Annotated in this window: 26 protein-coding genes; 24 read left to right on the forward strand and 2 right to left on the reverse strand. The window is 41.8% G+C overall.

Translation table 11 applies throughout. The annotated features are described in order from the left end of the window. Positions 1 to 154 precede the first annotated feature (154 nt). On the forward strand, positions 155 to 937 hold the full coding sequence (codY, locus tag AB3329_RS00985) for a GTP-sensing pleiotropic transcriptional regulator CodY (protein WP_067060152.1): 783 nt from the start codon (positions 155 to 157) through the stop codon (positions 935 to 937). 4 nt (positions 938 to 941) lie between these two features. Further along, positions 942 to 1,487, forward strand: a complete 546-nt coding sequence (locus AB3329_RS00990) for a cysteine hydrolase family protein (protein ID WP_368393863.1) — start codon at positions 942 to 944, stop codon at positions 1,485 to 1,487. Between the two features lie 72 nt (positions 1,488 to 1,559). On the opposite strand, the gene AB3329_RS00995 is transcribed toward AB3329_RS00990, so the two are convergent. Together AB3329_RS00995 and AB3329_RS01000 are read right to left on the reverse strand one after the other, a co-directional pair. Beyond that, complete coding sequence (locus AB3329_RS00995) at positions 1,560 to 2,354, reverse strand: TraX family protein (protein ID WP_368393952.1); 795 nt, start codon at positions 2,352 to 2,354, stop codon at positions 1,560 to 1,562. Positions 2,355 to 2,925: 571 nt separating this feature from the next. Beyond that, on the reverse strand, positions 2,926 to 3,798 hold the full coding sequence (locus tag AB3329_RS01000; RefSeq protein ID WP_368393864.1) for a LysR family transcriptional regulator: 873 nt from the start codon (positions 3,796 to 3,798) through the stop codon (positions 2,926 to 2,928). A gap of 102 nt (positions 3,799 to 3,900) precedes the next feature. On the opposite strand from AB3329_RS01000, the gene AB3329_RS01005 reads away from it, so the two are divergent. The 22 genes from AB3329_RS01005 to AB3329_RS01110 all read left to right on the forward strand — a co-directional run bounded on the left by AB3329_RS01005 (position 3,901) and on the right by AB3329_RS01110 (position 25,353). Beyond that, positions 3,901 to 4,209: a hypothetical protein gene (locus AB3329_RS01005; protein WP_368393865.1), complete on the forward strand. Its 309-nt coding sequence runs from the start codon at positions 3,901 to 3,903 to the stop codon at positions 4,207 to 4,209. 129 nt (positions 4,210 to 4,338) lie between these two features. Next, positions 4,339 to 5,253 (forward strand): alpha/beta hydrolase, encoded by a 915-nt coding sequence (locus AB3329_RS01010; RefSeq protein WP_368393866.1) that lies wholly within the window; start codon positions 4,339 to 4,341, stop codon positions 5,251 to 5,253. A gap of 25 nt (positions 5,254 to 5,278) precedes the next feature. Then, a complete protein-coding gene (locus tag AB3329_RS01015; protein WP_067060165.1) occupies positions 5,279 to 5,800 on the forward strand; it encodes a nitroreductase family protein in 522 nt (173 codons plus the stop codon). Between the two features lie 665 nt (positions 5,801 to 6,465). Next, entirely contained in the window at positions 6,466 to 6,768 is a 303-nt protein-coding gene (gatC, locus tag AB3329_RS01020) for an Asp-tRNA(Asn)/Glu-tRNA(Gln) amidotransferase subunit GatC (RefSeq protein ID WP_368393867.1), read from the forward strand. Continuing rightward, positions 6,768 to 8,234, forward strand: a complete 1,467-nt coding sequence (gene gatA, locus AB3329_RS01025; RefSeq protein WP_368393868.1) for an Asp-tRNA(Asn)/Glu-tRNA(Gln) amidotransferase subunit GatA — start codon at positions 6,768 to 6,770, stop codon at positions 8,232 to 8,234. Before gatC ends, gatA begins: the two co-directional genes overlap by 1 nt. After that, the gene (gene gatB / locus AB3329_RS01030; protein ID WP_368393869.1) at positions 8,234 to 9,673 is read left to right on the forward strand and encodes an Asp-tRNA(Asn)/Glu-tRNA(Gln) amidotransferase subunit GatB; all 1,440 of its coding nucleotides are present in this window, start codon (positions 8,234 to 8,236) and stop codon (positions 9,671 to 9,673) included. The genes gatA and gatB overlap by 1 nt, the downstream gene beginning before the upstream one ends. Before the next feature lie 104 nt (positions 9,674 to 9,777). Next, positions 9,778 to 11,247, forward strand: coding sequence for a hypothetical protein (locus AB3329_RS01035; protein ID WP_368393870.1), 1,470 nt, complete (start codon positions 9,778 to 9,780; stop codon positions 11,245 to 11,247). An 815-nt stretch (positions 11,248 to 12,062) separates the two neighbouring features. Then, positions 12,063 to 13,448, forward strand: coding sequence for an MFS transporter (locus AB3329_RS01040; RefSeq protein ID WP_368393871.1), 1,386 nt, complete (start codon positions 12,063 to 12,065; stop codon positions 13,446 to 13,448). 86 nt (positions 13,449 to 13,534) lie between these two features. Continuing rightward, the gene (locus AB3329_RS01045; RefSeq protein ID WP_368393872.1) at positions 13,535 to 14,062 is read left to right on the forward strand and encodes a YqeG family HAD IIIA-type phosphatase; all 528 of its coding nucleotides are present in this window, start codon (positions 13,535 to 13,537) and stop codon (positions 14,060 to 14,062) included. Continuing rightward, on the forward strand, positions 14,063 to 15,181 hold the full coding sequence (gene yqeH / locus AB3329_RS01050; RefSeq protein ID WP_368393873.1) for a ribosome biogenesis GTPase YqeH: 1,119 nt from the start codon (positions 14,063 to 14,065) through the stop codon (positions 15,179 to 15,181). A 96-nt stretch (positions 15,182 to 15,277) separates the two neighbouring features. After that, a complete protein-coding gene (yhbY, locus tag AB3329_RS01055; protein WP_368393874.1) occupies positions 15,278 to 15,586 on the forward strand; it encodes a ribosome assembly RNA-binding protein YhbY in 309 nt (102 codons plus the stop codon). A 334-nt stretch (positions 15,587 to 15,920) separates the two neighbouring features. Beyond that, positions 15,921 to 16,553: a nicotinate-nucleotide adenylyltransferase gene (locus tag AB3329_RS01060; protein ID WP_368393875.1), complete on the forward strand. Its 633-nt coding sequence runs from the start codon at positions 15,921 to 15,923 to the stop codon at positions 16,551 to 16,553. Continuing rightward, a complete protein-coding gene (gene yqeK, locus AB3329_RS01065; RefSeq protein ID WP_368393876.1) occupies positions 16,550 to 17,134 on the forward strand; it encodes a bis(5'-nucleosyl)-tetraphosphatase (symmetrical) YqeK in 585 nt (194 codons plus the stop codon). The genes AB3329_RS01060 and yqeK overlap by 4 nt, the downstream gene beginning before the upstream one ends. A 33-nt stretch (positions 17,135 to 17,167) precedes the next feature. Continuing rightward, positions 17,168 to 17,521 (forward strand): ribosome silencing factor, encoded by a 354-nt coding sequence (gene rsfS / locus AB3329_RS01070; RefSeq protein WP_368393877.1) that lies wholly within the window; start codon positions 17,168 to 17,170, stop codon positions 17,519 to 17,521. 35 nt (positions 17,522 to 17,556) lie between these two features. Continuing rightward, positions 17,557 to 17,712, forward strand: coding sequence for a hypothetical protein (locus AB3329_RS01075; protein ID WP_368393878.1), 156 nt, complete (start codon positions 17,557 to 17,559; stop codon positions 17,710 to 17,712). A gap of 359 nt (positions 17,713 to 18,071) precedes the next feature. Continuing rightward, positions 18,072 to 18,812: a class I SAM-dependent DNA methyltransferase gene (locus tag AB3329_RS01080; protein WP_368393879.1), complete on the forward strand. Its 741-nt coding sequence runs from the start codon at positions 18,072 to 18,074 to the stop codon at positions 18,810 to 18,812. Positions 18,813 to 18,930: 118 nt separating this feature from the next. Next, positions 18,931 to 20,019 (forward strand): nucleotidyltransferase, encoded by a 1,089-nt coding sequence (locus AB3329_RS01085; protein WP_368393880.1) that lies wholly within the window; start codon positions 18,931 to 18,933, stop codon positions 20,017 to 20,019. A 121-nt stretch (positions 20,020 to 20,140) separates the two neighbouring features. Further along, positions 20,141 to 21,007, forward strand: a complete 867-nt coding sequence (locus AB3329_RS01090; RefSeq protein ID WP_368393953.1) for an SDR family oxidoreductase — start codon at positions 20,141 to 20,143, stop codon at positions 21,005 to 21,007. Positions 21,008 to 21,698: 691 nt separating this feature from the next. Then, positions 21,699 to 22,259 (forward strand): hypothetical protein, encoded by a 561-nt coding sequence (locus tag AB3329_RS01095; protein ID WP_368393881.1) that lies wholly within the window; start codon positions 21,699 to 21,701, stop codon positions 22,257 to 22,259. Positions 22,260 to 22,340: 81 nt separating this feature from the next. Continuing rightward, on the forward strand, positions 22,341 to 23,063 hold the full coding sequence (locus AB3329_RS01100; protein WP_067060197.1) for a YebC/PmpR family DNA-binding transcriptional regulator: 723 nt from the start codon (positions 22,341 to 22,343) through the stop codon (positions 23,061 to 23,063). Between the two features lie 510 nt (positions 23,064 to 23,573). Then, positions 23,574 to 24,260 (forward strand): gamma-glutamyl-gamma-aminobutyrate hydrolase family protein, encoded by a 687-nt coding sequence (locus tag AB3329_RS01105; protein WP_368393882.1) that lies wholly within the window; start codon positions 23,574 to 23,576, stop codon positions 24,258 to 24,260. A gap of 247 nt (positions 24,261 to 24,507) precedes the next feature. After that, positions 24,508 to 25,353, forward strand: a complete 846-nt coding sequence (locus tag AB3329_RS01110; protein WP_368393883.1) for an amino acid ABC transporter substrate-binding protein — start codon at positions 24,508 to 24,510, stop codon at positions 25,351 to 25,353. Positions 25,354 to 25,539: the final 186 nt, after the last annotated feature.

Here is a 25,539-nt window from a genome sequence, read left to right on the forward strand (position 1 = left end):
TTATTTTTTTGAATTTAAGTCAGGAGGCAATACTAATAGAAGATGGCGCTTACAAAATAATTGTCTGAATTGCCCGTAATTTTCAGACAATTATTTGCAATTTGTATTGGGCTCTGCTATAATGAAGTTGTAAAATTATAAAAGGAATAGGACAATGGCTAATTTATTACAAAAAACAAGAAAAATCACATCGATTTTACAGCGTTCGGTGGACAGCCTGGAAACTGATTTGCCTTACAACACGATGGCTGCCCAGCTGGCAGACATTATCGATTGCAATGCCTGTATTATGAATGGCGGCGGTACTCTTTTGGGCTATGCGATGAAATATAAAACAAATACTGACCGTGTTGAAGAGTTTTTTGCGGCCAAACAGCTTCCGGAAGATTATGTTAAAGCGGCCAGCCGTGTCTATGATACAGAAGCCAATTTGCCGATTGACAGTGACTTGACAATTTTTCCTGTAGAATCAAAAGATATTTATCCTGACGGGCTGACAACAATCGCTCCGATATACGGAGGGGGGATGCGCTTAGGCTCCCTGGTTATCTGGCGGAATGACAAGGAATTCTCTGAAGATGACCTAATTTTGGCAGAGATTGCTTCAACAGTAGTGGGGATTCAGCTGCTCAACCTTCAGACTGAAAACCTGGAAGAGACGATCCGCAGGCAGACAGCGGTTAATATGGCAATCAATACCCTTTCTTATTCTGAGATGAAGGCTGTGGCTGCTATTCTCGGTGAATTAGATGGCAGTGAAGGTCGGCTGACAGCTTCTGTTATTGCCGACCGCATCGGTATCACGCGCTCTGTTATTGTCAATGCTCTTCGTAAATTAGAAAGTGCGGGCATTATAGAAAGCCGCTCGCTGGGAATGAAGGGAACCTATCTCAAGGTGATTAATGAGGGTATTTTTGATAAGTTAAAGGATTTTTAAGACGATGAAAGCTTTAATCTCAATTGACTACACCTATGACTTTGTTGCTGACGACGGTAAACTGACTGCCGGCAAACCGGCTCAGGCTATTGAAAAAGCTATCGCTGCTAAAACACAGCAGGCTTATGAAGCAGGAGACTATATCTTCTTTGCTATTGACGGTCACGATGAAGGAGATACTTTTCACCCGGAAAGCCGCCTCTTTCCGCCGCATAATATCAATGGTACTGCCGGGCGTGCTTTATACGGACGGTTAGGCCAGGTTTATGAGCAGATAAAGCAGGACGCAAAGGTCTTTTGGCTGGATAAAAGGCACTATTCAGCCTTTGCCGGAACGGACCTCGATATTCGTTTGCGTGAACGCCATGTGACAGAGCTGGTTTTAACGGGTGTACTGACAGATATCTGCGTTTTACATACAGCTATTGACGCCTATAATCTGGGTTACAGTCTTGAAATACCAAAAGACTGTGTAGCCAGTCTGACACCGGAAAATAATCAATGGGCGCTTAATCATTTGCAAAATGTTTTAGGGGCGGTCATTAAATAAAAAAATCTGCTGATAAAAAATCGGAATAAAATCGGTTTTTATGTTTACCGATTTTATTCCGATTTTTTTGATTTATCCGGAAAAATGTATAAGAAACGCTAGCAGATGCAGCAGCCAGAACTGCAGGGGATAAAAAATATAGAAAATCCATTTATGAATTGGCTTTTTACTCCCCTTTTTGCCATTGTATAAATAGATAAATGGCAAAAAGAGAAAGGTCAGGCTGTCGCTGTTATAGCAAAAATTAGCAAACCAGGCAGCAAAAGACGGTGCCTGACTGATATTAAAATCAGGCCCCATTAAAGCAAGGAGTAAGAGATTCCACAGCAAAAAAACAAGCACTTGTTTCTGCCGATTGCCATAAAAGGCCCAAAAAATCAGCATTGTAAAGAGAACTTGAATACCGCCTTCAACACCAAAACTGTAGCTGCCGATTATGATAGGCAGAACCGAAAAAATTAAGCCGCTAATAAACAGGAGCAGTCCTGCCAAATAAAACAGAAATCGATCTGTTGATTTGGATTTGCCTGTTTCAAAAAGAAAAATGACACTATAACCTAAAGCCAGTGTTAAGAAGATATTATCTGTAATTTGGTATACAGGGCCTAACAGAAGATAGGACAGAAAATTTCCCAGCTGCATGAGGCCGGCAGCCAGCCAAAGCCGCTTTAAATGATTTTTGCGGTTACTGCTGTGAAAAAAACCTTCAACGGTAAAAAAAGCAAACAAAGGGGCGACAAAGCGGGTGATCAGATGTATCCAAGTAGGAAAGACACCTGGAAAACTGAAAAATAACGAATCCAGAAACATAAAAACAAGCGCCCAATACTTCAGCTGATTAGTATTAAAGCCTTTAAAACTTTTCATCATACCCCTCCAAAAGATACAAAGCCCGTTAAAAACGCAAAAGGAAAATAGGGGACTGACTGACGAATCGTCAGATTCTAAGTCAGACCATCTTTTTCCCGCAGCGTTTAGGGCGTGTTCAGTTCAACAAGATACAAAGCCCGTTAAAAACGCAAAAGGAAAATGACGGTAAGTCCGAAATCTGTGATTTCGTAGACGCACCTCTGCCAAGACGACTAGAAGGGTGCGGCAGGCTGTCAAGACGACAAAGCCTTCAGACGTCTACGGCTAGCGGTAATTAGGTAACGATACAGATTTCCAATCCCCTCACTCTCCCTTTTCTAGGTTCGGGCTGAAATCATCCACTGGATGATTTCACTGCACAGCTCTTAGGGCGTGTTCAATTAACAAGATACAAAGCCCGTTAAAAGAGCAAAGCAAAAATGACGGTAAGTCCGAAATCTGTGATTTCGCAGACGCACCCCTGCCAGGACGGCTAGAAGGGTGCGGTCGGCTGTAAAGACTGCAAAGCCTTCAGACGTTTACGGCTGACGGTAAGTCCGAAATCTTCGATTTCGCAGGCGCTCTCTTGCTAGGTTTTATTTTGTTGATGAAATTGGTTTGCTATCATTTCTACCATTTTTGAGGCACTAGGGCTCAAATCGGAAAAATCCGTAGCAACTATTCCGAATTCAATTTCAATCTTAGGGCTAATATCAATTTTATGAATACTTTTTTGAGAGATAGAAGATAGAACAAACTCAGAAATAATTCCTATGCCATAGTTTTCTTCAACAAACTTTACTGCAGTTTCTGGTTGCTTGACAATAAAACTTCTGTCGAAGCTAATATTATATGAATGAAGAATTTCCATGGCAGTCTCTTGACCGGCTTGGCAAAAAATCAAATTTTCAGCAGCCTGATTATAAAGATTAATTTCATTTGATAATTTTTGGCTACTAATGGCGCACATTTTATCAGTCAGTAGAAACTTTGTTTCTAAATCTTGAAAAGGTGATGTTGAAAGTCCAAAGTCAACATGGTGGTTTAATACAGCCTCTCTAACTTCGAATGCAGTACCTTCGATTAATTCAATGTTGACTAAAGGATATTTTTCTTTAAAAATTTTGAAAATGGGAACCAATATCATAGTTGTGATGATTGGAAGAGCAGCGACCCTTATTTGCCCACTTAATAGATTATTTTCTAAATAGATTGCCTGATAGATTTTATTTTCAAGATTTTCCATTTGTCGGGCGTAGAGCAAAATTTCTTTACCTACATTGGTTAAGTTCAGTCCTTTTCTTTTGTCGCGCTGAAATAACTTAACTTGTAACTCTTCTTCAAGATTTTTTATGGCCTTACTGACGGCGGGCTGAGAGACAAAAAGTTCTTTAGCGGTTTTTGTAAAACTTTTATTTTTAGCGACTGTAATAAAAGTTTTTAAATTATCGTGTATAACCATTTGGTTATCACCTCATTCAAAAAAATGTATTTGACTTATGATAAATTATAACATATACTTCTTTTAGTGACAAGAAATAAAAAGAGCAGGGGGGCGATAAAAATGAATGATAGTGCTAAGAAAATGGCAGAAAAACCAATTGAAACTAATGCTTTTTTAATTTCTACACAGTTAAAAAATGTAGAAATAAGTCCAGAAATTTTGGAAAAAGAGTATGAAGTATCAAATAGATGGCATGAGGAAGGACTGATTGAAAATCTATTTGCCCGTGTTGAAAATGACGCATTAGGAGGTGGTATATTGGTAATGAGAGTAAAAACACTTGAGGAGGCTGAAGCTAGAATGTCAGAACTACCATTAGCGCCATATTTTGAAAAAATTGATTATGAAGCGATTGATAAAATTTATTGATACTGTCAAATAAATTGATAACTGTGAGGATACGAAGCTTTTGAACGGTTTTATCAGACGGTTAATTGTTTTTATCACAGTTCGTTTTACAAAAAATACAGATAAAGTTAGAAAGGAAAGGGGATAAATATGAAAAAAGTTAGCTTTTTTAACTATAACGGTCAAGGAATTACAATGTCTGCAAACCTGTATTTTCCGCCAGAATTTGATGATGCAAAGACCTATCCGGCTATTATTGTTACCCATCCTGCTGGAGGTGTAAAAGAACAGACTAGCGGTCTTTATGCTCAACATTTAGCGAAAGCTAATTTCATTACGATTGCTTTTGATGCCAGTTATCAAGGTGAGAGTTCTGGACTTCCAAGGCAGTTAGAAAATCCCTATATTCGTGTTGAAGACATCAGTGGAGTTGCCGATTATTTAACAACACTGCGCTATGTTGATTCTAATCGAATTGGTGCACTTGGTATTTGTGCAGGCGGTGGCTATACCGTTAATGCGGCTATAAATGACAGACGACTAAAAGCTGTAGCTACTGTTAGTGCAGCTAATTTTGGTGCTATGATGCGCAACGGATGGACGAATAACCAAAGTGATGCAGAAGCATTACCATTATTAGAAGCAGCATCAAATGCACGAACAGAGGATTGCTTGAAAAACACTAATCAAACGTTTCCTTTGATTCCGTTAAAAGAAGAAGACGCTCCCAGCGAAGAAATGCGCCAATCTTGGGAATACTACTGTACACCTCGCGGGGGCCATCCCAATGCAGTTGGATATGCAACGTTTAGGAGCTTTACTCAAGTATTAACCTATGATGCCTTCTTTAAAGCCGATGTATTTTTAACTCAACCGTTACTCGCTATTGTTGGAAGTGCAGCCGATAGTAAGTGGGTTAGCGATACATTAATCGAAAAAGCGGCTTCAACTGATAAAAAATTAGTTGTTATTGACGGAGCAAATCATATGGAGCTTTACGACATACCGGAATATGTCAGTCAAGCAGTAGAAGCGCTGAGTAAGTTCTTTACTGAAAGACTATGATAGTCAAGCGATAAGAAGGTTTCCTATGAAAAATGAATTGTTTGAATTAACAAGACGCAGACGAGCAGTAAGAAGGTATCAATCCACTAAAATCGATGATGATATTATTGATGAGATTATTAAAGTTGGTCTCACAGCTCCTACAGCATTTAAGAAAAAAACAGTAAAATTTATAGTTGTCAGAGATAAGGCGACAATCTTAAAAATTGGTGCATGTAAGATATATGGCGGTTCTCAGATTAATGGTGCAGATACTGTTATTGTAGTTATGGTTGATAATTCGTCAGAGTTTTGGATCGAAGATGGAGCAATTGCCTCCTCTTATCTTTGGTTAGCGGCAGAGCAGTTTAATATAGGTGCCTGCTGGGTGCATATTCGAAATCGAAATGGTAAAACCAAAACTTCAGACGAAGAAATACGGGCTCTCCTTAATGTTTCTGGTGACTATACCGTCTTAAATGTGATGGCGTTAGGTGAAAAGGCGGAATTGAAAAAATCATACACTGAAAACGATTTAGATTACTCTAAAGTTGAAAAAATCCTATAAGTGAACCATGATAATAAACTGCCCTTAAAAAGCCGGACAAAGCAACTGAAGGATTTAGTTCTCTGCTGTACAGAACTAGGTCCTTTTAATTTTATGCCTTGGCTCCAGTTTTTTGCTTAATGGCTAAAGCCGTTGAAAATATCAGCTTATTTAAAGGATTATCATATCTACTGTTACAGATGAAAATATGGTATAATTTTTAGGACTAGGTAAACTAAGAAGAGCCAAGCCTTAAAATAAGAAATATCTGCCAGCTCTGCTGCTTCTGTTTTTTCTGTTTTTTAACGGGCTTTGTATCTTGTTGAATTGAACACGGTCTAAGCTCTGTGCAAAAAAGATAGCCCTCCCTTGAGTCTTTAGTGACTCATCGGTCAGGCTCCTATTTTCCTTTTGCATTTTTAACGGGCTTTGTATCTTATTGGAATCGAACACGCCCTAAAATCCTAGTGAAAAAGATGGCTGTCAGCGTGATGCAGCATCACTTGCCATCCCCTATTTTCATACGGATTTTTAAACGGGCTTTGTATCTTGTTGAATTGAACACGGGCTAAACGCTGCGGGAAAAAGATAGCCTGACCTCGAATCTTTCTGGATTCATCGGTCAGTCTCCTATTTTCCTTTTGCGTTCTTAACGCCCTTTGTATCTTACATTAAAGGAGGAATGAATGAAAATTTCTGAAGAAGAAGTACGTCATGTGGCTAAGCTGTCCAAATTGTCCTTTTCTGAAGAAGAGACAGCAGAATTTGCAGACACGCTGACAAAAATTGTTGATATGGTAGAGCTGTTAAACGAAGTAGATACAGAAGGTATCCCGGTGACAACAACGATGGCAGAAAGTAAGACAGTGATGCGTGAAGATGTGGCTCAGAAGGGAGATGACCGGGATGCTCTCTTTAAAAATGTACCGCAGTCTGACAATTACTACATTAAAGTGCCGGCTATTCTGGAAGATGGAGGAGATGCTTAATGTCTTTTAATCATAAAACAGCTGATGAGCTGCATCAGCTTCTCGTCAAAAAAGAAATTTCCGCAACAGAATTAACAAAGGCGACACTGGAAGATATTAAGAAGCGCGAGGAGACAGTTGCCTCTTTTATTACGATTTCAGAAGATGCTGCTCTAGCACAGGCTGCTAAGCTTGATAAACAAGGGATTGATGCGGATAATCCCTTGGCCGGTATTCCTGTAGCCGTTAAGGATAATATTTCGACAAAAGGGATCTTGACAACGGCTGCGTCAAAAATGCTTTATAACTACGAGCCCATCTTTGATGCCACAGCCGTTGAAAAGCTTTATAGCAAAGATATGGTTGTCATTGGCAAAACTAATATGGATGAGTTTGCTATGGGCGGATCTACCGAAACCTCTTATTTTAAGAAAACAAAGAATGCATGGAATCAGGCCAAAGTCCCCGGCGGTTCATCGGGCGGATCTGCTGCAACTGTTGCTGCCGGTCAGGTGCGTCTGTCACTGGGCTCAGATACCGGCGGCTCTATTCGCCAGCCGGCTTCATTTAACGGTATTGTCGGCCTCAAACCCACTTATGGTACCGTCTCACGGTTTGGCCTGATTGCTTTTGGCAGCTCACTGGATCAAATCGGTCCGCTGTCGCAAACGGTTAGAGAAAATGCACAGCTTCTTAATGTTATCGCGGGACATGATGTTAAAGACTCTACTTCATCTAAGCATCAAGAAGAGGATTTTACTGCTAAGATTGGGCAGGATATCAAGGGAATGCGAATTGCTCTGCCTAAAGAATACCTTGGTGAAGGAATTGCGCCGGAGGTAAAAGAAATCATTCTTAATGCTGCTAAGCACTTTGAAAAACTGGGGGCAGCAGTAGAGGAAGTGACACTACCTCACAGTCCATACGGTGTGGCGGTTTACTATATCATTGCTTCGTCAGAAGCTTCTTCAAATTTACAGCGTTTTGACGGTATTCGCTATGGCTACCGTACTGAAAAAGCGGGCAGTCTTGATGACATTTATGTCAATACGCGCAGCGAAGGCTTTGGCGATGAAGTCAAGCGCCGCATCATGCTTGGGACCTTCAGCTTGTCATCGGGTTATTATGATGCTTATTTTAAGAAAGCCGGACAGGTTCGAACCCTTATCATTCGCGACTTTGAAAAAGTGTTTGCGGATTATGACTTAATTTTGGGGCCGACAGCGCCGACAGCTGCTTTTGATTTAGAAACACTCAACCATGACCCCGTTGCGATGTATCTGGCTGATATACTGACAATACCTGTGAATTTAGCTGGTCTGCCGGGGATTTCTATCCCTGCCGGCTTTAGCAGCGGTCTCCCGGTTGGTTTGCAGCTGATCGGACCTAAATATTCAGAGCCAGTCATTTATCAGGCAGCGGCAGCTTTTGAAGCTACGACTGACTACCATCAGCAGAAGCCTTTAATTTTTGGAGGTGAAGCCTAATGAACTTTGAAACAATTATCGGACTTGAAGTTCACGTTGAGTTGAATACCAATTCTAAGATTTTCTCTCCGACACCTGCCCATTTCGGACAAGAACAAAATGCCAACACCAATGTTATCGACTGGTCCTTTCCAGGCGTGCTTCCTGTAATGAATAAAGGTGTCATTGACGCCGGAATCAAGGCTGCGCTGGCACTCAATATGGCAGTCCATCAAAACATGCATTTTGACCGCAAAAATTATTTTTACCCCGATAATCCAAAAGCCTATCAAATTTCCCAATTTGATGAGCCTATCGGCTATGATGGCTGGATTGCTATTGAACTTGAAGATGGTTCCAGCAAAAAAATCCGCATTGAACGGGCTCACTTGGAGGAAGATGCTGGTAAAAATACTCACGGAAGCGATGGTTATTCTTATGTTGACCTCAACCGTCAGGGTGTCCCTTTGATTGAAATTGTCTCCGAAGCAGATATGCGATCGCCTGAAGAAGCTTACGCTTATCTGACAGCTCTTAAAGAACTTATCCAGTATACCGGCATTTCTGATGTGAAAATGGAAGAAGGTTCTATGCGTGTGGATGCCAATATCTCTCTTCGTCCTTACGGTCAGGAGGCGTTTGGAACCAAGACCGAACTGAAAAACTTGAATTCTTTCAGCAATGTCCGCAAAGGTTTAGAATTTGAGGCGGAGCGCCAGGCCAAAATTCTGCGTTCCGGCGGACAAATCCGGCAGGAAACCCGTCGTTATGATGAAGCCAGTAAGACAACTGTCCTGATGCGAGTCAAAGAGGGGTCGGCGGATTACCGTTATTTCCCGGAACCTGATCTGCCGCTTTTTGAAATTTCTGACAGCTGGATTGCAGACATGCGCAGGAGTCTTCCTGAATTTCCTAAGGAACGCCGTGCCCGCTATGTCGCAGAACTTGGATTGACAAGCTATGATGCCGGCCAGCTGACAGCCAGCAAGACAACCTCTGACTTCTTTGAGAAAGCTGTGGCGCTTGGCGGCGATGCCAAGCAAGTCGCCAACTGGCTGCAAGGGGAAGTTGCCCAGTTCCTAAACAGCGAAAACAAGACACTGGAACAAATTCAGCTGACACCTGACAATTTAGTTGAGATGCTGACGCTTATCCAAGATGCGACCATCTCATCGAAAATAGCCAAAAAAGTTTTCACACATTTAGCGAAAAACGGCGGCTCAGCGCGTGAATATGTTGAAAAATCAGGCTTGATTCAAATCTCAGACCCTGATGTTTTGATTCCTATTATCCATCAAGTTTTTGCAGATAACCAAGGAGCAGTTGCGGACTTTAAATCGGGCAAACGCAATGCCGATAAAGCTTTTACTGGTTTTCTCATGAAAGCCACCAAAGGCCAGGCCAACCCGCAGGTTGCTCAAAAACTGCTTAAGGAAGAGCTGGCTAAACTGCTGGAATAAAACTTATATTAATTAGGGACTAATTCTAGAAGAATATTTTAGAAAGGTATTGATAAGTTATCTTATCATACCTTTTCTTTAATAATTTACAAGGTGGAGTTGATATGCTTATTAATAAGAAAAATGAATTAGATGAAGAAACGCTCAAAAATATTATCGCTGTCGATTTAGATAATAGAGAAGTGGAGAATAATATTTTCTACTTTTTATTGAAGATTTCTAATGGTGAAATGAAACGTTTTAGTGTTAAAAACGATTTTACTAATACAAATTCACTAGTTTTTGCTGAAGAAACTGAAAGAATATTGTCTGAGATATATCAAGAATTACCAATAAATTTTGAGTATATAGAATTAAGCCGTTCAAGCAACTCACAATTGAGCAGAATAGTGGATATGTTTGAAGAGGCCTTGGATAGAAAAATTCAGCAGTATTATTATTCTTTTACTAGAGAGAAAGTGCTTCTATCGCTTTTACGATTTAGTTCTATTATAAGCAGATTGACTTTTTCAGCTTATGAAAAGGTTGATGAAACTAAGGAGATAAATACTATATGGGATAGAATGATAGTCTTATGGCAGACTTTTCATAGAGATCCTGTTATGGACAATCGTGGTTTTATTGGAGAATTAAAAGGGAGTTTAGAAGCGGCTGTTAACGATTTATTACTTGCGGAAATAACTTTTAGTAGAGATACAAGTCTAGAACCCGATTTAGAGAAAATACTAGTTTTGTATCATTCAAAAATTTATTTGTGGCAAATAAGACATTCAATCCCAATTCTTTTTGAGAGAAGGGGTGAGTTATTATTAAATTCGCAGATTGGAATAGGTATTCCTGCCTATATCTTAGAAGCTTTTTCCAACTATCAGAGAAGGCTCAAAAACGTAACTCAGAGAGTTATGAATGAAAAAAGCGATAATGTATTTTCTAGATTTGAAATTGAATATGGATTTCGACCAGAAGTAGTATTGGAATATCTTTCTTTGGCAGATGATCAAAGAGCCCATAAACTAGAAGGAATAGCTGTTAGCTTATCACCTAAAGAATTGTTAATAGAGGATATAAGGTTTAATAGGAAACTATCTAGACGAGGGGCGGAGGATGCTATTAATGTATTTGTTTTGAATGATAATAACTATTACCGCTTAAATTCTGATGGCCATTTTTGGAGTTCAAATAATAGACTGTTCAGAACTCCTCTGATTGAACTTGAAAGTTTTTACTTATTACCAACATTCACTTTTATGGAAGCAGCACTATACTTACCTAAAAGAATTTTGACGCGTGAAAATGGAACGAAAGGAAGCTATAATAAATTTGTAAAACTAAATGAATTTGATGAATATGATTTACCTACTCTTCAAGAGCATTTAAATAGCTGGAATATTAGCAGTCTGATAAATTTTGACTTGGCACAAATCAATCAGATAAAAGAAAAAATTGAGGAGAAAAAAATAACTAAAGAATATGATTTACTTTATGTATACAAGGAAAATCTTTTTATATGGAACTTAAAAAATTGGGGATTTGAGTACAACCTATTTGAAGTGAAAAAAATATTCAAAATATAGAAAAATATAAAAAAGGGAAGCAAAAAAATACCAAAAAATTTTTATTAGAAAACAAGAGTGATATTGAAGATTATTTAGGAGTCAAATTTAATGACATAATAATGGGAATTTTGACAGTTTATCCTACAGCTTATAATCATATAAAATCTATTCCTGATAAATTTGTAAAAAGTGTTGATGAATTTCTAAAAATTGAGTTCAAATAAACTCTTCTTAATTTGAAATTCAACTATTCTAATTTTAAATTATTTTTTCTTATAAAAGCCGCCAGATATTATTTTCTATAAATGAAGACTTATCTTTTAAGGCTAAAATATGTTACAATGATAAAATGGAGTCTGGGCAGGCAGAGGAGAGAATCAAAGGCAGAGTGCTGTTTCTGAAAGTGATTTTATCATTTGCTCTGCGGAGGCTCATCTGCTGTGGAGAAGCAAGGCGAAAGGCCTCTTTTTTTACAGCAGAATCTAATCATAAACAAAAAAGATTAGCATGATATATAGTCTGGCTGTTTTGTTCTTTTAAGAGCCTTTGTATCTTGTTGAATTGAACACGGCCTAAGAGCTGTGCAGTGAAATCATCCAGTGGATGATTTCAGCCCGAACCCAGAAAAGGGAGAGTGAGGGGATTGGAAATCTGTATCGTTACCTAGTTACCGCTAGCCGTAGACGTCTGAAGGCTTTGCAGTCTTTACAGCCTGCCGCACCCTTCTAGTCGTCTTGGCAGGGGCGCGTCTGCGAAATCAGAGATTTCGGACTTACCGCCATTTTTGCTTTGCTCTTTTAACGGCCTTTGTATCTTATATAAGGGGGTTTTTGATGTCACAGAGTGGGTTATCAAAGAAGCTGATTGCTGCTATTTTGGCAACGGGTTTGCTGTCATTTAGCGGTGTTTTGGTTGAGACGGCAATGAATATTACTTTTCCGACTTTGATGAGAGAATTTGGCATCGGGACAGCAACTGTTCAGTGGATGACAACGGTTTATCTTTTGGTTGTTGCTATTATTGTTCCGATTTCTGCCTATCTTAAGCGTTCTTTTAAAATGAAGTCGCTGTTTTTGGCGGCGAATCTTCTTTTTTTGGCGGGTCTTTTAATCGATATTTTGGCTCCAACATTTGTACTGCTTTTGCTGGGGCGTGTAGTCCAGGGAATAGGTGTCGGAATTGCCCTACCTTTGATGTTTAATATTATTTTAGAGCAGGTGCCGATGAATAAAATCGGTCTGATGATGGGGGTCGGAACCCTTATTACCGCTGTGGCACCGGCTATCGGCCCCACATTTGGCGGTTTAACCGCTTCTGCTTTGGGCTGGCGTTATATTTTTGTCCTTTTAGTGCCTCTGCTGCTCTTATCGCTTTTTTTAGGAATGACCAGTATTGAGCAAAAGTCAGAAGTGGCAGCGGAGCGATTTGATTTTCTAAGTTTTCTGGCCATCATGGCTTTATTTATCGGTCTGATTTTAGGGATTGAGGGGCTCAGTTCGCATCCTTTTTTCAGTTTTAATGTTTTAGGCACCTTGATTCTAGGCGTTTTAGGGCTTATTTTCCTGCTCATTCGTTCACGTCAGCTGGAGCAGCCGATTGTCAATCTTGCTATTTTGAAAAATCCTGTCTTTGCCGGTCATGTTGCAGCTTTTTTCCTCTTTCAGATTGTCAACCTAGGTTTATCTTTTTTGATTCCTAATTATGTTCAGCTGGTCAATGGTGCCGATGCAACAGCGGCGGGATTAATAGTACTTCCGGGGGCCTTGCTGGGGGCGTGCTTTTCTCCGTTTGGCGGCACTATTTTGGATAGATTTGGAGCTCGAAAACCGATTTGGCTGGGCGCGGGTCTCGTTCTTGCTGCTTTGCTGTTCTATGCAGTATTTGGTCTGCACCTGTCTAACGGGGCAATCTGCTTTATCTATTTCTTTAACATGGTAGGAACAGGTATGGCTTTTGGCAATATTATGACCAATGGGCAAAAACAGCTGACCTTTCAAGAGCGCTCAGATGCCAATGCTATTTTTAATACATTGCAGCAGTTTGCCGGAGCTCTTGGAACAACTGTAGCCGCTTTAATTGTCGCTATGAGCCAGACAAGCTCTGAATCGGCATACAGCAGAGCCACTGCTGTAGGTTCCCGGCACGCTTTTATCGTCTTTTTGGTTTTAGCTGTGATTCAGCTCGGTCTTCTTGTTTTAGTTGTCAAAAAAGAAGATTAGCCCTTTTTATGGCCTTTATGTTTTGGTTTTTTCAATTCCTAAATTTTATGCTATAATGAGGGGAAAATATAATTGTGGAGAGAAGCTTGAGTATAGATGATTATCGTCCGACCTTTGCGGTTGGAGCAGTTTATGATCTAAAGGCTGAAGACCTGCTGCGTCAGGGGATTCATGCGATATTGGTTGACTTAGATAATACGCTGATTGCCTGGAATAATCCGGACGGCACTCAAGAAGTGAGAGCCTGGCTGGATGAGATGACGATGGCGGACATTTCAGTTGTTGTCATTTCCAATAATAGCCATTCACGTGTTGAGCGTGCCGTGGCTCATTTTGGTGTGGATTTTGTCAGCAGGGCTATGAAGCCCTTTGCCCGCGGGATTAACGCTGCTATCGAGCGTTACGGTTTTAACCGTGATGAAGTGGTGATGGTCGGCGATCAGCTGATGACAGATATCAGAGCCAGCCATCGGGCTGGTATCCGATCTGTTTTGGTTAAACCTTTAGTCAGGACAGATGCCTGGAATACCAAGTTTAACCGCTGGCGGGAACGGCGGGTTTGGGCCAAACTGGAAGAAAAATACGGGAAGATTGAATACCAAAAGGGAATTTAAGTGGAAAAAATATTTTGCATAGGCTGCGGAGCTGAAATTCAAACAGAAGATAAAAACCGAGCGGGCTATACGCCAGCTGCAGCTTTGAAAAAAAGTCTTGAGGCAGAGACTGTTTACTGTCAGCGCTGTTTTCGCTTACGCCATTATAATGAAATTGAAGATGTCAGCATATCAGATGATGATTTTCTGAAGCTTTTGCATGAGGTTGGTGACAGTAAAGCTTTAGTTATTAATGTAGTGGATATTTTTGATTTTAATGGGTCAGTTATTCCGGGCCTGCAGCGCTTTGTCGCAGGCAATGATATTCTGCTGGTGGGCAATAAAAAAGATGTGCTGCCCAAGTCCGTCAAAGAAAGCAAGGTTCGCCACTGGCTGAGAGAACGTGCCTATGAAGAGGGCCTGCGTCCGCTTGATGTTATCCTGACCAGTGCACAGAAACATCAGTCGATCAAAGAGCTGATGGCTGCTATTGAGCGTCTGCGCCGGGGACGTGATGTCTATGTTGTCGGTGTAACCAATGTTGGCAAGTCAACATTGATCAATGCCATTATCCAAGAGCTGACCGGTGAAAAGTCACTCATTACCACCAGTCGTTTTCCGGGGACAACCTTGGATAAAATTGAAATTCCTTTGGAAGACGGCTCTTATATGTTTGACACCCCAGGCATTGTTCACCGCCAGCAAATGGCGCATTATTTAACTGCTAAAAGTCTGAAATATGTCAGTCCGAAAAAAGAAATAAAACCGAAAACCTACCAGCTTCTTCCGCAACAGACCCTGTTTTTGGGCGGCTTAGCACGGTTTGATTTTATATCCGGCCCTAAGCAGGGGGTGACAGCTTATTTTGACAATAATTTATCGCTCCACAGGACGAAGCTGGCAGGAGCAGGTGATTTTTATAAAAAACATCTGGGAGGTCTTCTGCAGCCTCCAACAGCCCAAGAAGCGGAAAGCTTTCCGGAGCTGGTTCGTCACGAGTGGTCAGTCACAGATCGTCTGGATATTGTCTATTCTGGTTTGGGCTGGATTCGCGTGCAAGGCAGCGAGGAAACCCCTCTTCAGATTGCAGCCTGGGCTCCTAAAGGAGTTGCCGTATTGTTGCGTAAGGCCTTAATTTAAGGTGAATGCTGAGAGATATTGAAAGAAAGGAAGCAAAAATACAAATAAAAACAGCTTTGCTCTTGTTTTTAGTCAGGAATTTTTGCGCAGGAAATAATGTTAACAAGCAAGCAGCGTGCTTTTCTTAAAGGACAGGCACAGCCCATGAAGGCCATCATTCAGATTGGGAAAAATGGCCTCAATAATCATATCAAGACCAGTATCCGTCAGGCTTTAGATGCCAGAGAGCTAATCAAGGTCTCTCTTTTGCAGAATACAGACGAAGATCTTCATGAGGTTGCCGAAATTTTAGAAAATGAAATCGGCTGCGAGACTGTTCTGAAAATCGGCCGGACACTGATCTTATATAAGGAATCGGCTAAGAAAGAGAACCGCAAATTATCTCCTAAAGTAAAGATGATTTGATTCTGTAAAGCGACAGCTTTTTAGACCGGTATAAACAGTAAAGCTGTCTAAAGAAGCAGGCAGGGGGACTGACTGATAAGCGGCATTTTGCTTTTATTGAATAGTCAATAACCGGAGGCTGGGATTTTTATCCCGGCCTTCTCTGCTGCTCAAGTTAAATCGGCAGTTCCGGTCTGACAGCAGCAGGCAGACAGTTCTCCTATATGGCAAAAACGAGAAGACTCTACGTTCCTATCAGGCTGGGGACCTGCCCCTTTTTGTCCAGTGACCGCAGCTTTTTCTTTCCCAGCTTTTGTGTTATAATGAAGGACGACTACAGACGAGGAGACTGACTATGGCTTTAGAGCTATTAACTCCGTTCACGAAAGTTGAACTTGAAACTGAAGTAAAAGATAAGAACCGTAAACAAATCGGTATTTTAGGCGGGAATTTCAACCCAGTTCACAATGCGCATTTGCTTATTGCTGATCAGGTCCGCCAGCGTCTGGGGCTGGATCAGGTTTTGCTCATGCCGGAGTACCAACCGCCCCATGTTGACCGAAAAACAACGATTTCAGAAAAACACCGGCTGAAAATGCTGGAATTAGCCATTGAAGGCGTTGCAGGCTTAGCGATTGAAACTATCGAATTGGACCGTAAAGGCGTCAGCTACACTTACGATACCATGAAGCTTTTAATAGAACAGCATCCTGAAGTGGATTATTATTTTATTATCGGTGCTGATATGGTTGATTACCTGCCCAAATGGTACAGAATTGCAGAACTGGTTCAAATGGTTCAGTTTGTTGGGATTCAGCGGCCCAAATATAAAGCAGGGACGTCTTATCCCCTCATTTGGGTAGATGTTCCGCTTATGGATATCTCTTCCAGCATGATTCGCGATTTTATTAAAAATGGCTGCCGGCCTAATTATCTTTTACCTCAGCCTGTTCTTGACTATATTGAAGAAAAAGGACTTTACAGATGACATATGAGCACTATATCGGATTAGAGCGCTCGGAGCTTTTGCCAAAAATACAAGCGAAGATGAGTGCAAAACGTTTCCGCCATGTTCTCGGTGTCGAGCAGGCAGCGAGGTCTTTGGCAGAGCGTTACCATTATGATACAGAAAAGGCCGGACTGGCCGGTCTCCTTCATGATTATGCTAAGGAACTGCCTGATGCCGATTTTTTAGCTCTTATTGACAGCTGCCAATTAGACCCCGAGCTTAAAAAATGGGGGAATAATGTTTGGCATGGTATGGTTGGGATTTATAAAATTCAAGAAGACTTAGGCCTGAGAGATCAGGAAATCCTGCGCAGTATTGAAATCCATACAGTAGGGGCAGCCCAAATGTCCCTTTTAGATAAAATCATTTATGTTGCTGATTATATTGAGCCCAACCGCACCCTGGCCTTAGCTGAGGAGGCGCGCAGGATAGCAGAGCAGTCACTGGATAAGGCGGTGGCTTTTGAGACAGTTCACACGGTTGCCCATCTCGCTCAGCGGGCGCAGCCGATTTATCCTCAAACCATTGCAACCTACAATGCTTTTGTAAAATACTTTTGAAGCGGAAATCCCAAACAGAGGAGAAATAAGAATTTGAACGATAAAGAATTATTAAAACTGATTGTTAAGGCAGCCGATGCCAAGCGGGCTGAAGATATTGTTGTTTTGGATGTCAGCGGTCTGACCAGCGTGACCGATTATTTTGTCATTGCCAGTTCAGTCAATACTAGGCAGCTGTCGGCTGTCACAGACAATATTCGCGAAAAAGTAAAAGAAGCCGGAGGAGATGCCAGCCGTGTGGAAGGCACTGGTGAGACAGGCTGGGTTCTTTTGGACTTTGGTGATGTTGTTGTCCATATCTTTTCAGAAGATGAACGGCAGCACTATAATCTTGAAAAACTGTGGCATGAGGCGCCGCTCGTAGATACAGCAGACCTCTTAGCTTAATATCGGACAGATCTTATGTTCCGGTGTTTTCGTTAATGGAAGGACAAAGTTTGGCGGGGCTGCTGCTGCCTATTTTACTGCAGGAGCTTCCTTATCTCTTGGGCTCTTTTTGTGTTGGAGACATGTTTTTTGGTGACCAGCAAGTTTTTGGGATATCGGTCAAGGCTGAACTGGTTTTTGTTTTTTCGTGACTGGTTTTTATGTCTCAGAAATTTAAAGTATTGCGGTGGTGTTGACTTTTTTGTTCTTATGCCGGCTCTTTTTTATATTTTATTGGATTCTGGCGTCAAAATTGGCTGCCGATACTTGCTCGGTTTGTCTTTCTGATTATGACATCAGAAAGGTAGATGAGGCTGGAATAAAAGTCCTGCCTCATTTCACTTTTTTAGATATGTGCGTTTGATGCAGTGGTTGATTGGAAGTTCTTATTCCTTGTTAAGCTAGGGATAGCGAACAACTGTGCGGAGGCGGGACAACAAAATAGAAAGTATCATTTTATGATGTTTTACCGATTTTTGTCCCACTCTCTAGATGACATTAAGGAGAAAAGATGGCAGCTTACGAAATGTTTGCTAAGGTCTATGATAGTATCATGGATCAAACACTGTATGATAAATGGACAGACTTCTCGCTTCGCCATTTGCCAAAAACAGCAGAGCGCAGAAAGTTATTAGAACTGGCCTGCGGGACAGGCATTCAGTCACTGCGTTTTGCAGAAGCCGGTTTTGAAGTGACCGGCCTGGATTTGAGTGCCGATATGCTCAAAGTTGCTGAAAAACGCGCTGCAGCTGCTAAAGCAGATCTTGTCTTTAAACAAGGAGATATGCTGGATTTATCCCAGCTAGGGAAGTATGACTTTGTAACCTGCTATGCCGATTCTATCTGCTATATGCAGGATGAGGCAGAGGTGGGTGATGTTTTCAGTGAAGTTTACAAGGTGCTTTGCGAGGGCGGTGTTTTCATATTTGATGTGCATTCGACCTATCAGACTGATAAGCATTATCCGGGTTTTTCCTATCATGAAAATGCAGAAGATTTTGCTATGGTCTGGGATACTTATGCAGATCAGGCCCCGCATTCTATTGTCCATGAGCTGACTTTTTTTATGCAGGACAGTGATGGACGCTTTACACGCTATGATGAAATTCATGAGGAGCGCACCTACGATATCCTGACCTACGATATTTTATTAGAGCAGGCTGGTTTCCGCTCTTTCCGCCTTTATGCTGATTTCAAAGATCAAAAACCAAAGGCAGACAGTCTGCGCTGGTTTTTTGTAGCTGAGAAATAAGACTGCTTGCTTCAGGAGTCTGTTTGAAACGGACAGTTTACCCTTGGTTTTGGCTTACTGGTAATCCGCCTTAACCTTTTGCTTAGCTGCAGATTGCCAGTAGTCCAAAGGAGTTTGTATGACAGTGACAGGTATTATCGCAGAATTTAATCCTTTTCATAACGGTCACCGCTACCTGCTTTCGCAGGCAGACGGCATCAAAATCATTGCTATGTCAGGGAACTTTGTTCAGCGCGGGGAACCGGCGCTCATTGATAAATGGACAAGAGCGCAGCTGGCACTTGAAAATGGAGCAGACCTTGTGGTTGAGCTCCCTTTTCTTATTGCAGTTCAGTCTGCTGATTATTTTGCAGAGGGTGCCGTGTCAATCCTGAACCGGCTGGGCGCAGACACCTTGACTTTTGGAACAGAAGAGCCGCTTGATTATCAAAAACTCTCGGCCCTTTACGCTAAACATAAAGCGGAGATGGACACCTTTCTCGCAGAGCTTCCTGAGGAACTCAGCTATCCCCAAAAAACTCAGAAAATGTGGGAGCATTTTGCGGGCATAGCTTTTTCAGGCAGCACTCCCAACCATATTTTGGGTTTATCCTATGCAAAGGCCAGTGCGGGAAAAGAGTTATGTTTACAGCCTATTAAGCGTTTGGGAGCCGGTTTTCATTCAAAGGATAAGGATCAGACAATTGCTTCTGCAACTGCTATTCGCAGCCATATTGCAGATAGTGATTTCATCACTCAGTCCGTGCCAAATCCAGCCCTTCTTTTGAGGGCTCCACAGGTGACTTGGGAAGATTATTACAGCTTGCTGAAATATCAGATTTTGACCAACCCCAGCCTGCCATCTGTTTTTCAGGTTAATGAAGAGTTAGCCAGCCGTATCCGCACAGCTGTCCGGACTGCAGAGACAGCAGAAGAGCTGGTTGAAAAAGTTGCGACCAAACGCTATACTAAGGCGCGTGTACGAAGGATTCTCACTTATATTCTTGTCAATGCACGCGACAGTCAGCTGCCGCAGGCCGTTCATGTTCTGGGTTTTACTGCAAAAGGCAGTGCTCACCTCAAAGCTGTTAAAAGCTCTGTTCGACTGATCACACGAATCGGAAGCCAGCCTTGGGATCAAATGACCCAGCAGGCTGACACTGTCTACCAATTGGGAAAGGCCAGCATTGCTGAGCAGACTTGGGGACGTGTGCCGCTTAAGATTTGAGATGTTTTAAAAACAGCAGATGACAAAAAGTTCATTAAATTCCTCAGACACCAAAAATCTGCATCAATAAAAAGACCATGTTATAATAAACCTATCAAATAAATGACAATGGGGGGGAATGATGACAACAATTGCAATTACAGGAGTAACAGGACAGTTAGGCGGTTTTGTTGCCCGCCGGATTTCTGAGGCCGGTTTGCCGGCCCGCCATTTAGCACGACGTCCTGAAAGGGCTCCTAAACTGGCTGGAGCAAGTCTTTTTAAAGCCAGCTATGAACATTCACAGGAGGCCGTGGCCGCATTATCCGGAGTTGATGTTCTCTTTATGGTATCTGCTAGGGAACATCCAGAACGTTTACGGCAGCATAAAGAGTTGATAGCAGCTGCTCGAGAGGCGGGAGTCAGACATATTGTCTATACTTCCTTTTATAATGCCAGCCCGGATTCGACCTTTACTTTGGCGCGTGATCATGCTGCGACTGAAAAATATATTAAGCAGCAAGGACTGACCTATACTTTTTTGAGAGATAATTTTTATTTGGATTTCTTTGTCGATTTGGCAAAGGAATACGGAGAAATCAAGGGGCCGGCCGGTCAAGGAAGAGTATCCGCTGTTTTACGAAGCGATGTTGCTGAAGTAGCTGCAGCGGTTTTGAAAAATCCGCAAAAATGGGAAAATCAAATCTTAGATATGACCGGACCGGAAGATTTGAGTCTGGCTGCTATTGCCCAACAGTGCAGTCACGTGCTGGGAAAGCAAGTCGTTTACACAGAAGAAACTGTTTCGGAAGCTTATACCTCCCGCAAAGCTTGGCCGGCTCAGCAGTGGGAATATGATTCGTGGGTATCAACCTACACTGCTATCGCAGCAGGGGAGCAGTCCGGCCTTTCTAAAGACATCGAACATGTTCTGGGCAGACGGCCAACCAGTTTGAAAGAGTATTTACAGACTTTAACCGAAGATGCCGATCCTTTTAAAAATAGATGAGAGTTTACAGACGCTAAAAATAATTATCAGCATGCCAACTCTGGAGCCTGCTGACGAACTAACTGAACACAGCCTAAAGCTGCGGGGAAAGAGAGCCCCATCAGGTGCTGACTTCACAGTTATCTAGCCGTAAACGTTCTGAAGGCTTTGTCGCCTTAATAGTCGACCGCCCCCTTCTAGCCGTTCTGGCAGGGGTGCGCCTACGAAATCAGAGATTTCTGGCTTACCGCCATTTTTGCTTTGCTCTTTTAACGGGCTTTGTATCTTGATGAATTGAACACGGGCTAAACGCTGCGGGAAAAAGATAGCCTGACCTCGAATCTTTCTGGATTCATCGGTCAGTCTCCTATTTTCCTTTTGCGTTCTTAACGCCCTTTGTATCTTGTTTGAACTGAACGCGCCCTAAGAGCTGTGCAAAAAAGATAGCCTGTCCTATAGCCTTGAGGCTCTTCGTCCAGTCTCCTATTTTTGCTTTGCTCTTTTAACGGGCTTTGTATCTTATTGTAATTGAACACGTAAGCTCTTTGCAAAAAAGAGACGCAGTCGTAGGAAGCGTAAGCTGACATACGAATGTGGCTGCTCTGTGAGTATAGCAGTATAGCCCTCTCTAGAGTCTTTAGTGACTCAGCGGTCGGGCTCCTATTTTTGCTGTGAGCTTGAACGCCCTTTGTATCTTATTGGGAGGGGATTTATGACGGAGTTTTATTATCGTTACCGCAGGACCGCTTTTATTTGGCCGTTTGTCTTTGGTCTTTTCTTTTTTGGGTTTATTTTGTTTTGGATGAAAGCTGCTTTTTTTATTATTATAGGCGGGTTTAGCAGTCTGTCTGCTATTCCTGATGGCAGTCCTTTTGCTGCGATTGGGTCTGTTTTTATTTTTGTACCTCTGATTTTGATTGCTGCAGGGCTATGGATAGTCATACCGGCTTTTATTAAGCTGTTTTTTCCCATAAAGGTGATTTTCGGAGATGAACAAGGGCTTACTGTCAGAGGCCCTTGGTTGAGGAGCTATCATCTGTCATGGGGTGAGATTGATTATTTGAGATATGAGCAGCGTCTGCGCTATCATCGGTCATCAAATAGGATGCGTACGGATTTGGAAACCTCTACGAGTGAGATTCTTCTGATTAAACCTTTGCAGGGGAAAACGGTTCAAGTTAATATCACTTATCTGGATGGCCGTATTGATGACATTGTCGCTGACATTCGACGCTATCTTCCAAATGTCAAAATAACCGGTTTAGAGATTTAATCAGCGGTTTTACTAACCTCTTTCAAAGTGTTATAATACTAGCAGACTAGTATACTTAAATTAAATAAAGGAGAATGACCAGTGGGACGTAAATGGGCTAATATTGTTGCCAAAAAAACAGCTAAAGACGGAGCAAACTCAAAAATTTATGCTAAATTCGGTGTTGAAATTTATGTAGCGGCTAAGCAAGGCGAGCCGGATCCAGAATCGAATTCGGCCCTTAAATTTGTACTGGAACGTGCTAAGCAGGCACAGGTTCCTAAACATGTGATTGATAAAGCGATTGATAAAGCAAAGGGCAATACCGATGAAACCTTTGTTGAAGGGCGTTATGAAGGGTTTGGTCCTAATGGCTCCATGATTATTGTTGACACACTGACTTCGAATGTCAATCGAACTGCTGCCAATGTCCGCAGTGCATATGGCAAAAACGGCGGGAATATGGGTGCTGCCGGTTCAGTATCTTATCTGTTTGACAACAAAGGGGTCATTGTTTTTGCAGGTCAGGATGCAGACAGCATTTTTGAACTGCTTTTGGAAGAAGATGTTGATGTTGATGATGTTGAAGCTGAGGAAGGGACTATTACGGTCTACACAGCTCCTTCAGATCTGCATAAAGCAATCGAAGTCCTGCGAGCTAATGGTGTTGAGGACTTTCAAGTCACTGAGCTGGAAATGATTCCTCAGTCAGAAGTTGAGCTGACAGGTGAAGACCTTGCAACTTTTACAAAATTAATCGATGCGCTTGAAGCGGATGATGATGTCCAAAAGGTTTATCACAATGTCGCCGACTTCGAAGCCTAATACAGACTTATCTGCAAAAAAAAGACCTGCCGTTTCGGGCGTTAACCGAAACGGCAGGTCTTTTTTATCAAGATACAAAGCCCGTATAAAACGCAAAAGGAAAATGACGGTAAGTCCGAAATCTTCGATTTCGCAGACGCACCTCTGCCAAGACGACTAGAAGGGTGCGGTCGGCCGTTAGGACGACAAAGCCTTCAGACGTCTACAGCTGCCTAACTGTGAAATCAGTTCTATATTTATTTGACCATGCTTTTTCCCGCAGCGTTTTTTAGCTGAGAGCTCTGACTGTGAACGGATTTTGTCCCATTTCTCATTAAGCTTTTACCTGTAGCTAATATCATGCTTTGGCAGAAAAGAGTTTTCCGTTCCCCTTGTCAGCTGCGCTGTCTCGATAGTTTGTTTCTATAGCTGTGATAAAAAATATATATTAGCCATTCCGGCAGATTTAGGATAAACTAATTTTATTAAAAACAGCTAATCTTTTGAGCGAATGAAAAGGAGGGAAGGCTAATGGGAACAGTTATTGTCGGAATTACAGGGAATGAAAAGGAAATGCCGGCAATGTCCGGACTGCGGTTTGATGCGGTATCACGGCATCTGTCAGACGGTATAAAGGCTGCCGGCGGCCTTCCTGTCATTATTCCAATCGGAACAGCAGCGCTTGCCAAAAGCTATGTCGCCATGATTGATAAATTGGTTTTGTCCGGCGGACAAAATGTTGATCCCCGTTTTTATGGCGAAGAGCGAACAGGCGATAGTGATGATTATTCGCTGGCCCGTGATGAGTTTGAATTTGCTTTGGTTAAAGAAGCTATCCGTCAAAAAAAGCCGATTTTTGCAGTCTGCCGCGGGATGCAGCTGCTAAATGTCGCCTTAGGCGGTACGCTAAATCAAAGTGTTGCCCATCATTGGCAGGAAAGCTATTTTGGGACATCACACGAAGTTGATGTCTTGCCTAACAGCCGTGTGAGCCATTTACTTGAGCCGGGAAGCTGGATTAATTCTATTCACCGCCAAAGTGTCAGAGAACTGGCTCCGGGCTTGATAGCAACAGCGCGGGATCCAAGGGATGGGACGATTGAAGCTTATGAAAGTAAGCAGGGTTTCCCAATTTTAGGAGTCCAGTGGCATCCCGAACTCCTTACGGAAGAAAGCCACCGTCAGCTGGTCTTTGACTATTTGGTTCAGACATTATAGGAGCTGCCGAATAAGACGGCCTCGCTGCTTTGGGTGATAAAAAATAGTTATCACGGTGATAGTTTTTAAATATTAGTTCAGAACAGATGAAGATGGTAAGATATTATCATGAGGCTTAAAAAGAGGATAGCTAAGGCTTTCTTCTTTTTAAGCCTGAATAGAATAATGGTGAAGAGGCCTGCCTTGAAGATTTATCTATTAATTATATAGGACAGGTTTTTTTAGTTAAAAATAAGGAGAGTAAAAAATGAAATTGAGAAAACTTCTCGGAATCGCTGGTTTGACTTTGGCTTCAGGACTTGTTCTGGCTGCCTGCAGTTCAAACTCTGATTCCGATGCTGCAGACAGCACAGGCAAAGAAAAAGTGGTCTTTGCGACAGTCGGTACAACCGCTCCCTTTTCATATGAGGAAGACGGTGAACTGACAGGTTTTGATGTTGAGCTCGCCAGAGCTGTCTTTGAAGATTCAGATCAATATGAAGTCAGCTTTAAGAAAACAGCTTGGTCCTCTATCTTTACCGGCTTGGATTCTGATAAGTATCAAATGGCCGGCAACAATCTTTCTTTTACAGAAGAACGTGCAGCCAAGTATCTGTATTCCTATCCTTTAGGAGCAACGCCATCTGTTTTGACAGTAACAAAAGACAGTGACATTGATTCTTATGAAGATATTGGCGGGCATTCCACTCAAGTTGTTCAGGGCAATACAACGGTTACTCAGCTGGAAGAATATAATGAAGACCACCCTAACAATGAAGTGGAGCTCAACTTCACAGATGAAAACATTACTCAGATTCTGACTAACCTTAATGAAGGAAAATATGACTTCAAGATTTTTGATGCGCCAACTGTAAATGCCATCATCAAAAATCAGAATTTGGATAACCTAAAAACGATTGAACTGGATTCATCAGAACAGCCTTTTATCTACTTTATTTTCGGTCAAGACCAGGAAGAACTGCAGGAATTTGTCAATGGCCGGATTAAAGAGCTTCTAGAAGACGGTACGATTGCTCAGCTGGCTGAAGAGTATCTCAGCAGTGCTGACTATGTCCCGGCTGCTTCTGATTTAGAAGTGCCGTCTCTTGACTAAAAATATGGAAAAACAAGCTGCTTGCCTGTTAGTTTGTCTTGTGAACTTGCGGGTCAGCAGGCTCTGTTTTTCTTTTTTATTAAAGAGTTATAGTTATAAACTATATAAAAACCCTAAAAATAACAATTTGCTAGCTATAGTGATGTATGAGAGAATAAAAACATTAGAAAAAAGAAAAGAGGATAC

Origin of the sequence: Streptococcus huangxiaojuni (assembly GCF_040930515.1) — a bacterium.
Classification (GTDB): Bacteria; Bacillota; Bacilli; order Lactobacillales; family Streptococcaceae; genus Streptococcus; species Streptococcus huangxiaojuni.

Coding starts and splice junctions, on each gene's coding strand:
- AB3329_RS01000 (WP_368393864.1), bottom strand. CDS start 3,798: ATGGTTATACACGATAATTTAAAAACTTTTATTACAGTCGCTAAAAAT.
- AB3329_RS01060 (WP_368393875.1), top strand. CDS start 15,921: ATGGCTTTAGAGCTATTAACTCCGTTCACGAAAGTTGAACTTGAAACT.
- AB3329_RS00995 (WP_368393952.1), bottom strand. CDS start 2,354: ATGAAAAGTTTTAAAGGCTTTAATACTAATCAGCTGAAGTATTGGGCG.
- AB3329_RS01015 (WP_067060165.1), top strand. CDS start 5,279: ATGAAAAATGAATTGTTTGAATTAACAAGACGCAGACGAGCAGTAAGA.
- AB3329_RS01075 (WP_368393878.1), top strand. CDS start 17,557: ATGGAAGGACAAAGTTTGGCGGGGCTGCTGCTGCCTATTTTACTGCAG.
- AB3329_RS01080 (WP_368393879.1), top strand. CDS start 18,072: ATGGCAGCTTACGAAATGTTTGCTAAGGTCTATGATAGTATCATGGAT.
- gatA (WP_368393868.1), top strand. CDS start 6,768: ATGTCTTTTAATCATAAAACAGCTGATGAGCTGCATCAGCTTCTCGTC.
- gatC (WP_368393867.1), top strand. CDS start 6,466: ATGAAAATTTCTGAAGAAGAAGTACGTCATGTGGCTAAGCTGTCCAAA.
- yhbY (WP_368393874.1), top strand. CDS start 15,278: ATGTTAACAAGCAAGCAGCGTGCTTTTCTTAAAGGACAGGCACAGCCC.
- codY (WP_067060152.1), top strand. CDS start 155: ATGGCTAATTTATTACAAAAAACAAGAAAAATCACATCGATTTTACAG.
- AB3329_RS01085 (WP_368393880.1), top strand. CDS start 18,931: ATGACAGTGACAGGTATTATCGCAGAATTTAATCCTTTTCATAACGGT.
- AB3329_RS01105 (WP_368393882.1), top strand. CDS start 23,574: ATGGGAACAGTTATTGTCGGAATTACAGGGAATGAAAAGGAAATGCCG.
- AB3329_RS01090 (WP_368393953.1), top strand. CDS start 20,141: ATGACAACAATTGCAATTACAGGAGTAACAGGACAGTTAGGCGGTTTT.
- AB3329_RS01005 (WP_368393865.1), top strand. CDS start 3,901: ATGAATGATAGTGCTAAGAAAATGGCAGAAAAACCAATTGAAACTAAT.
- AB3329_RS00990 (WP_368393863.1), top strand. CDS start 942: ATGAAAGCTTTAATCTCAATTGACTACACCTATGACTTTGTTGCTGAC.
- AB3329_RS01110 (WP_368393883.1), top strand. CDS start 24,508: ATGAAATTGAGAAAACTTCTCGGAATCGCTGGTTTGACTTTGGCTTCA.
- AB3329_RS01010 (WP_368393866.1), top strand. CDS start 4,339: ATGAAAAAAGTTAGCTTTTTTAACTATAACGGTCAAGGAATTACAATG.
- gatB (WP_368393869.1), top strand. CDS start 8,234: ATGAACTTTGAAACAATTATCGGACTTGAAGTTCACGTTGAGTTGAAT.
- yqeK (WP_368393876.1), top strand. CDS start 16,550: ATGACATATGAGCACTATATCGGATTAGAGCGCTCGGAGCTTTTGCCA.
- AB3329_RS01095 (WP_368393881.1), top strand. CDS start 21,699: ATGACGGAGTTTTATTATCGTTACCGCAGGACCGCTTTTATTTGGCCG.
- AB3329_RS01035 (WP_368393870.1), top strand. CDS start 9,778: ATGCTTATTAATAAGAAAAATGAATTAGATGAAGAAACGCTCAAAAAT.
- AB3329_RS01040 (WP_368393871.1), top strand. CDS start 12,063: ATGTCACAGAGTGGGTTATCAAAGAAGCTGATTGCTGCTATTTTGGCA.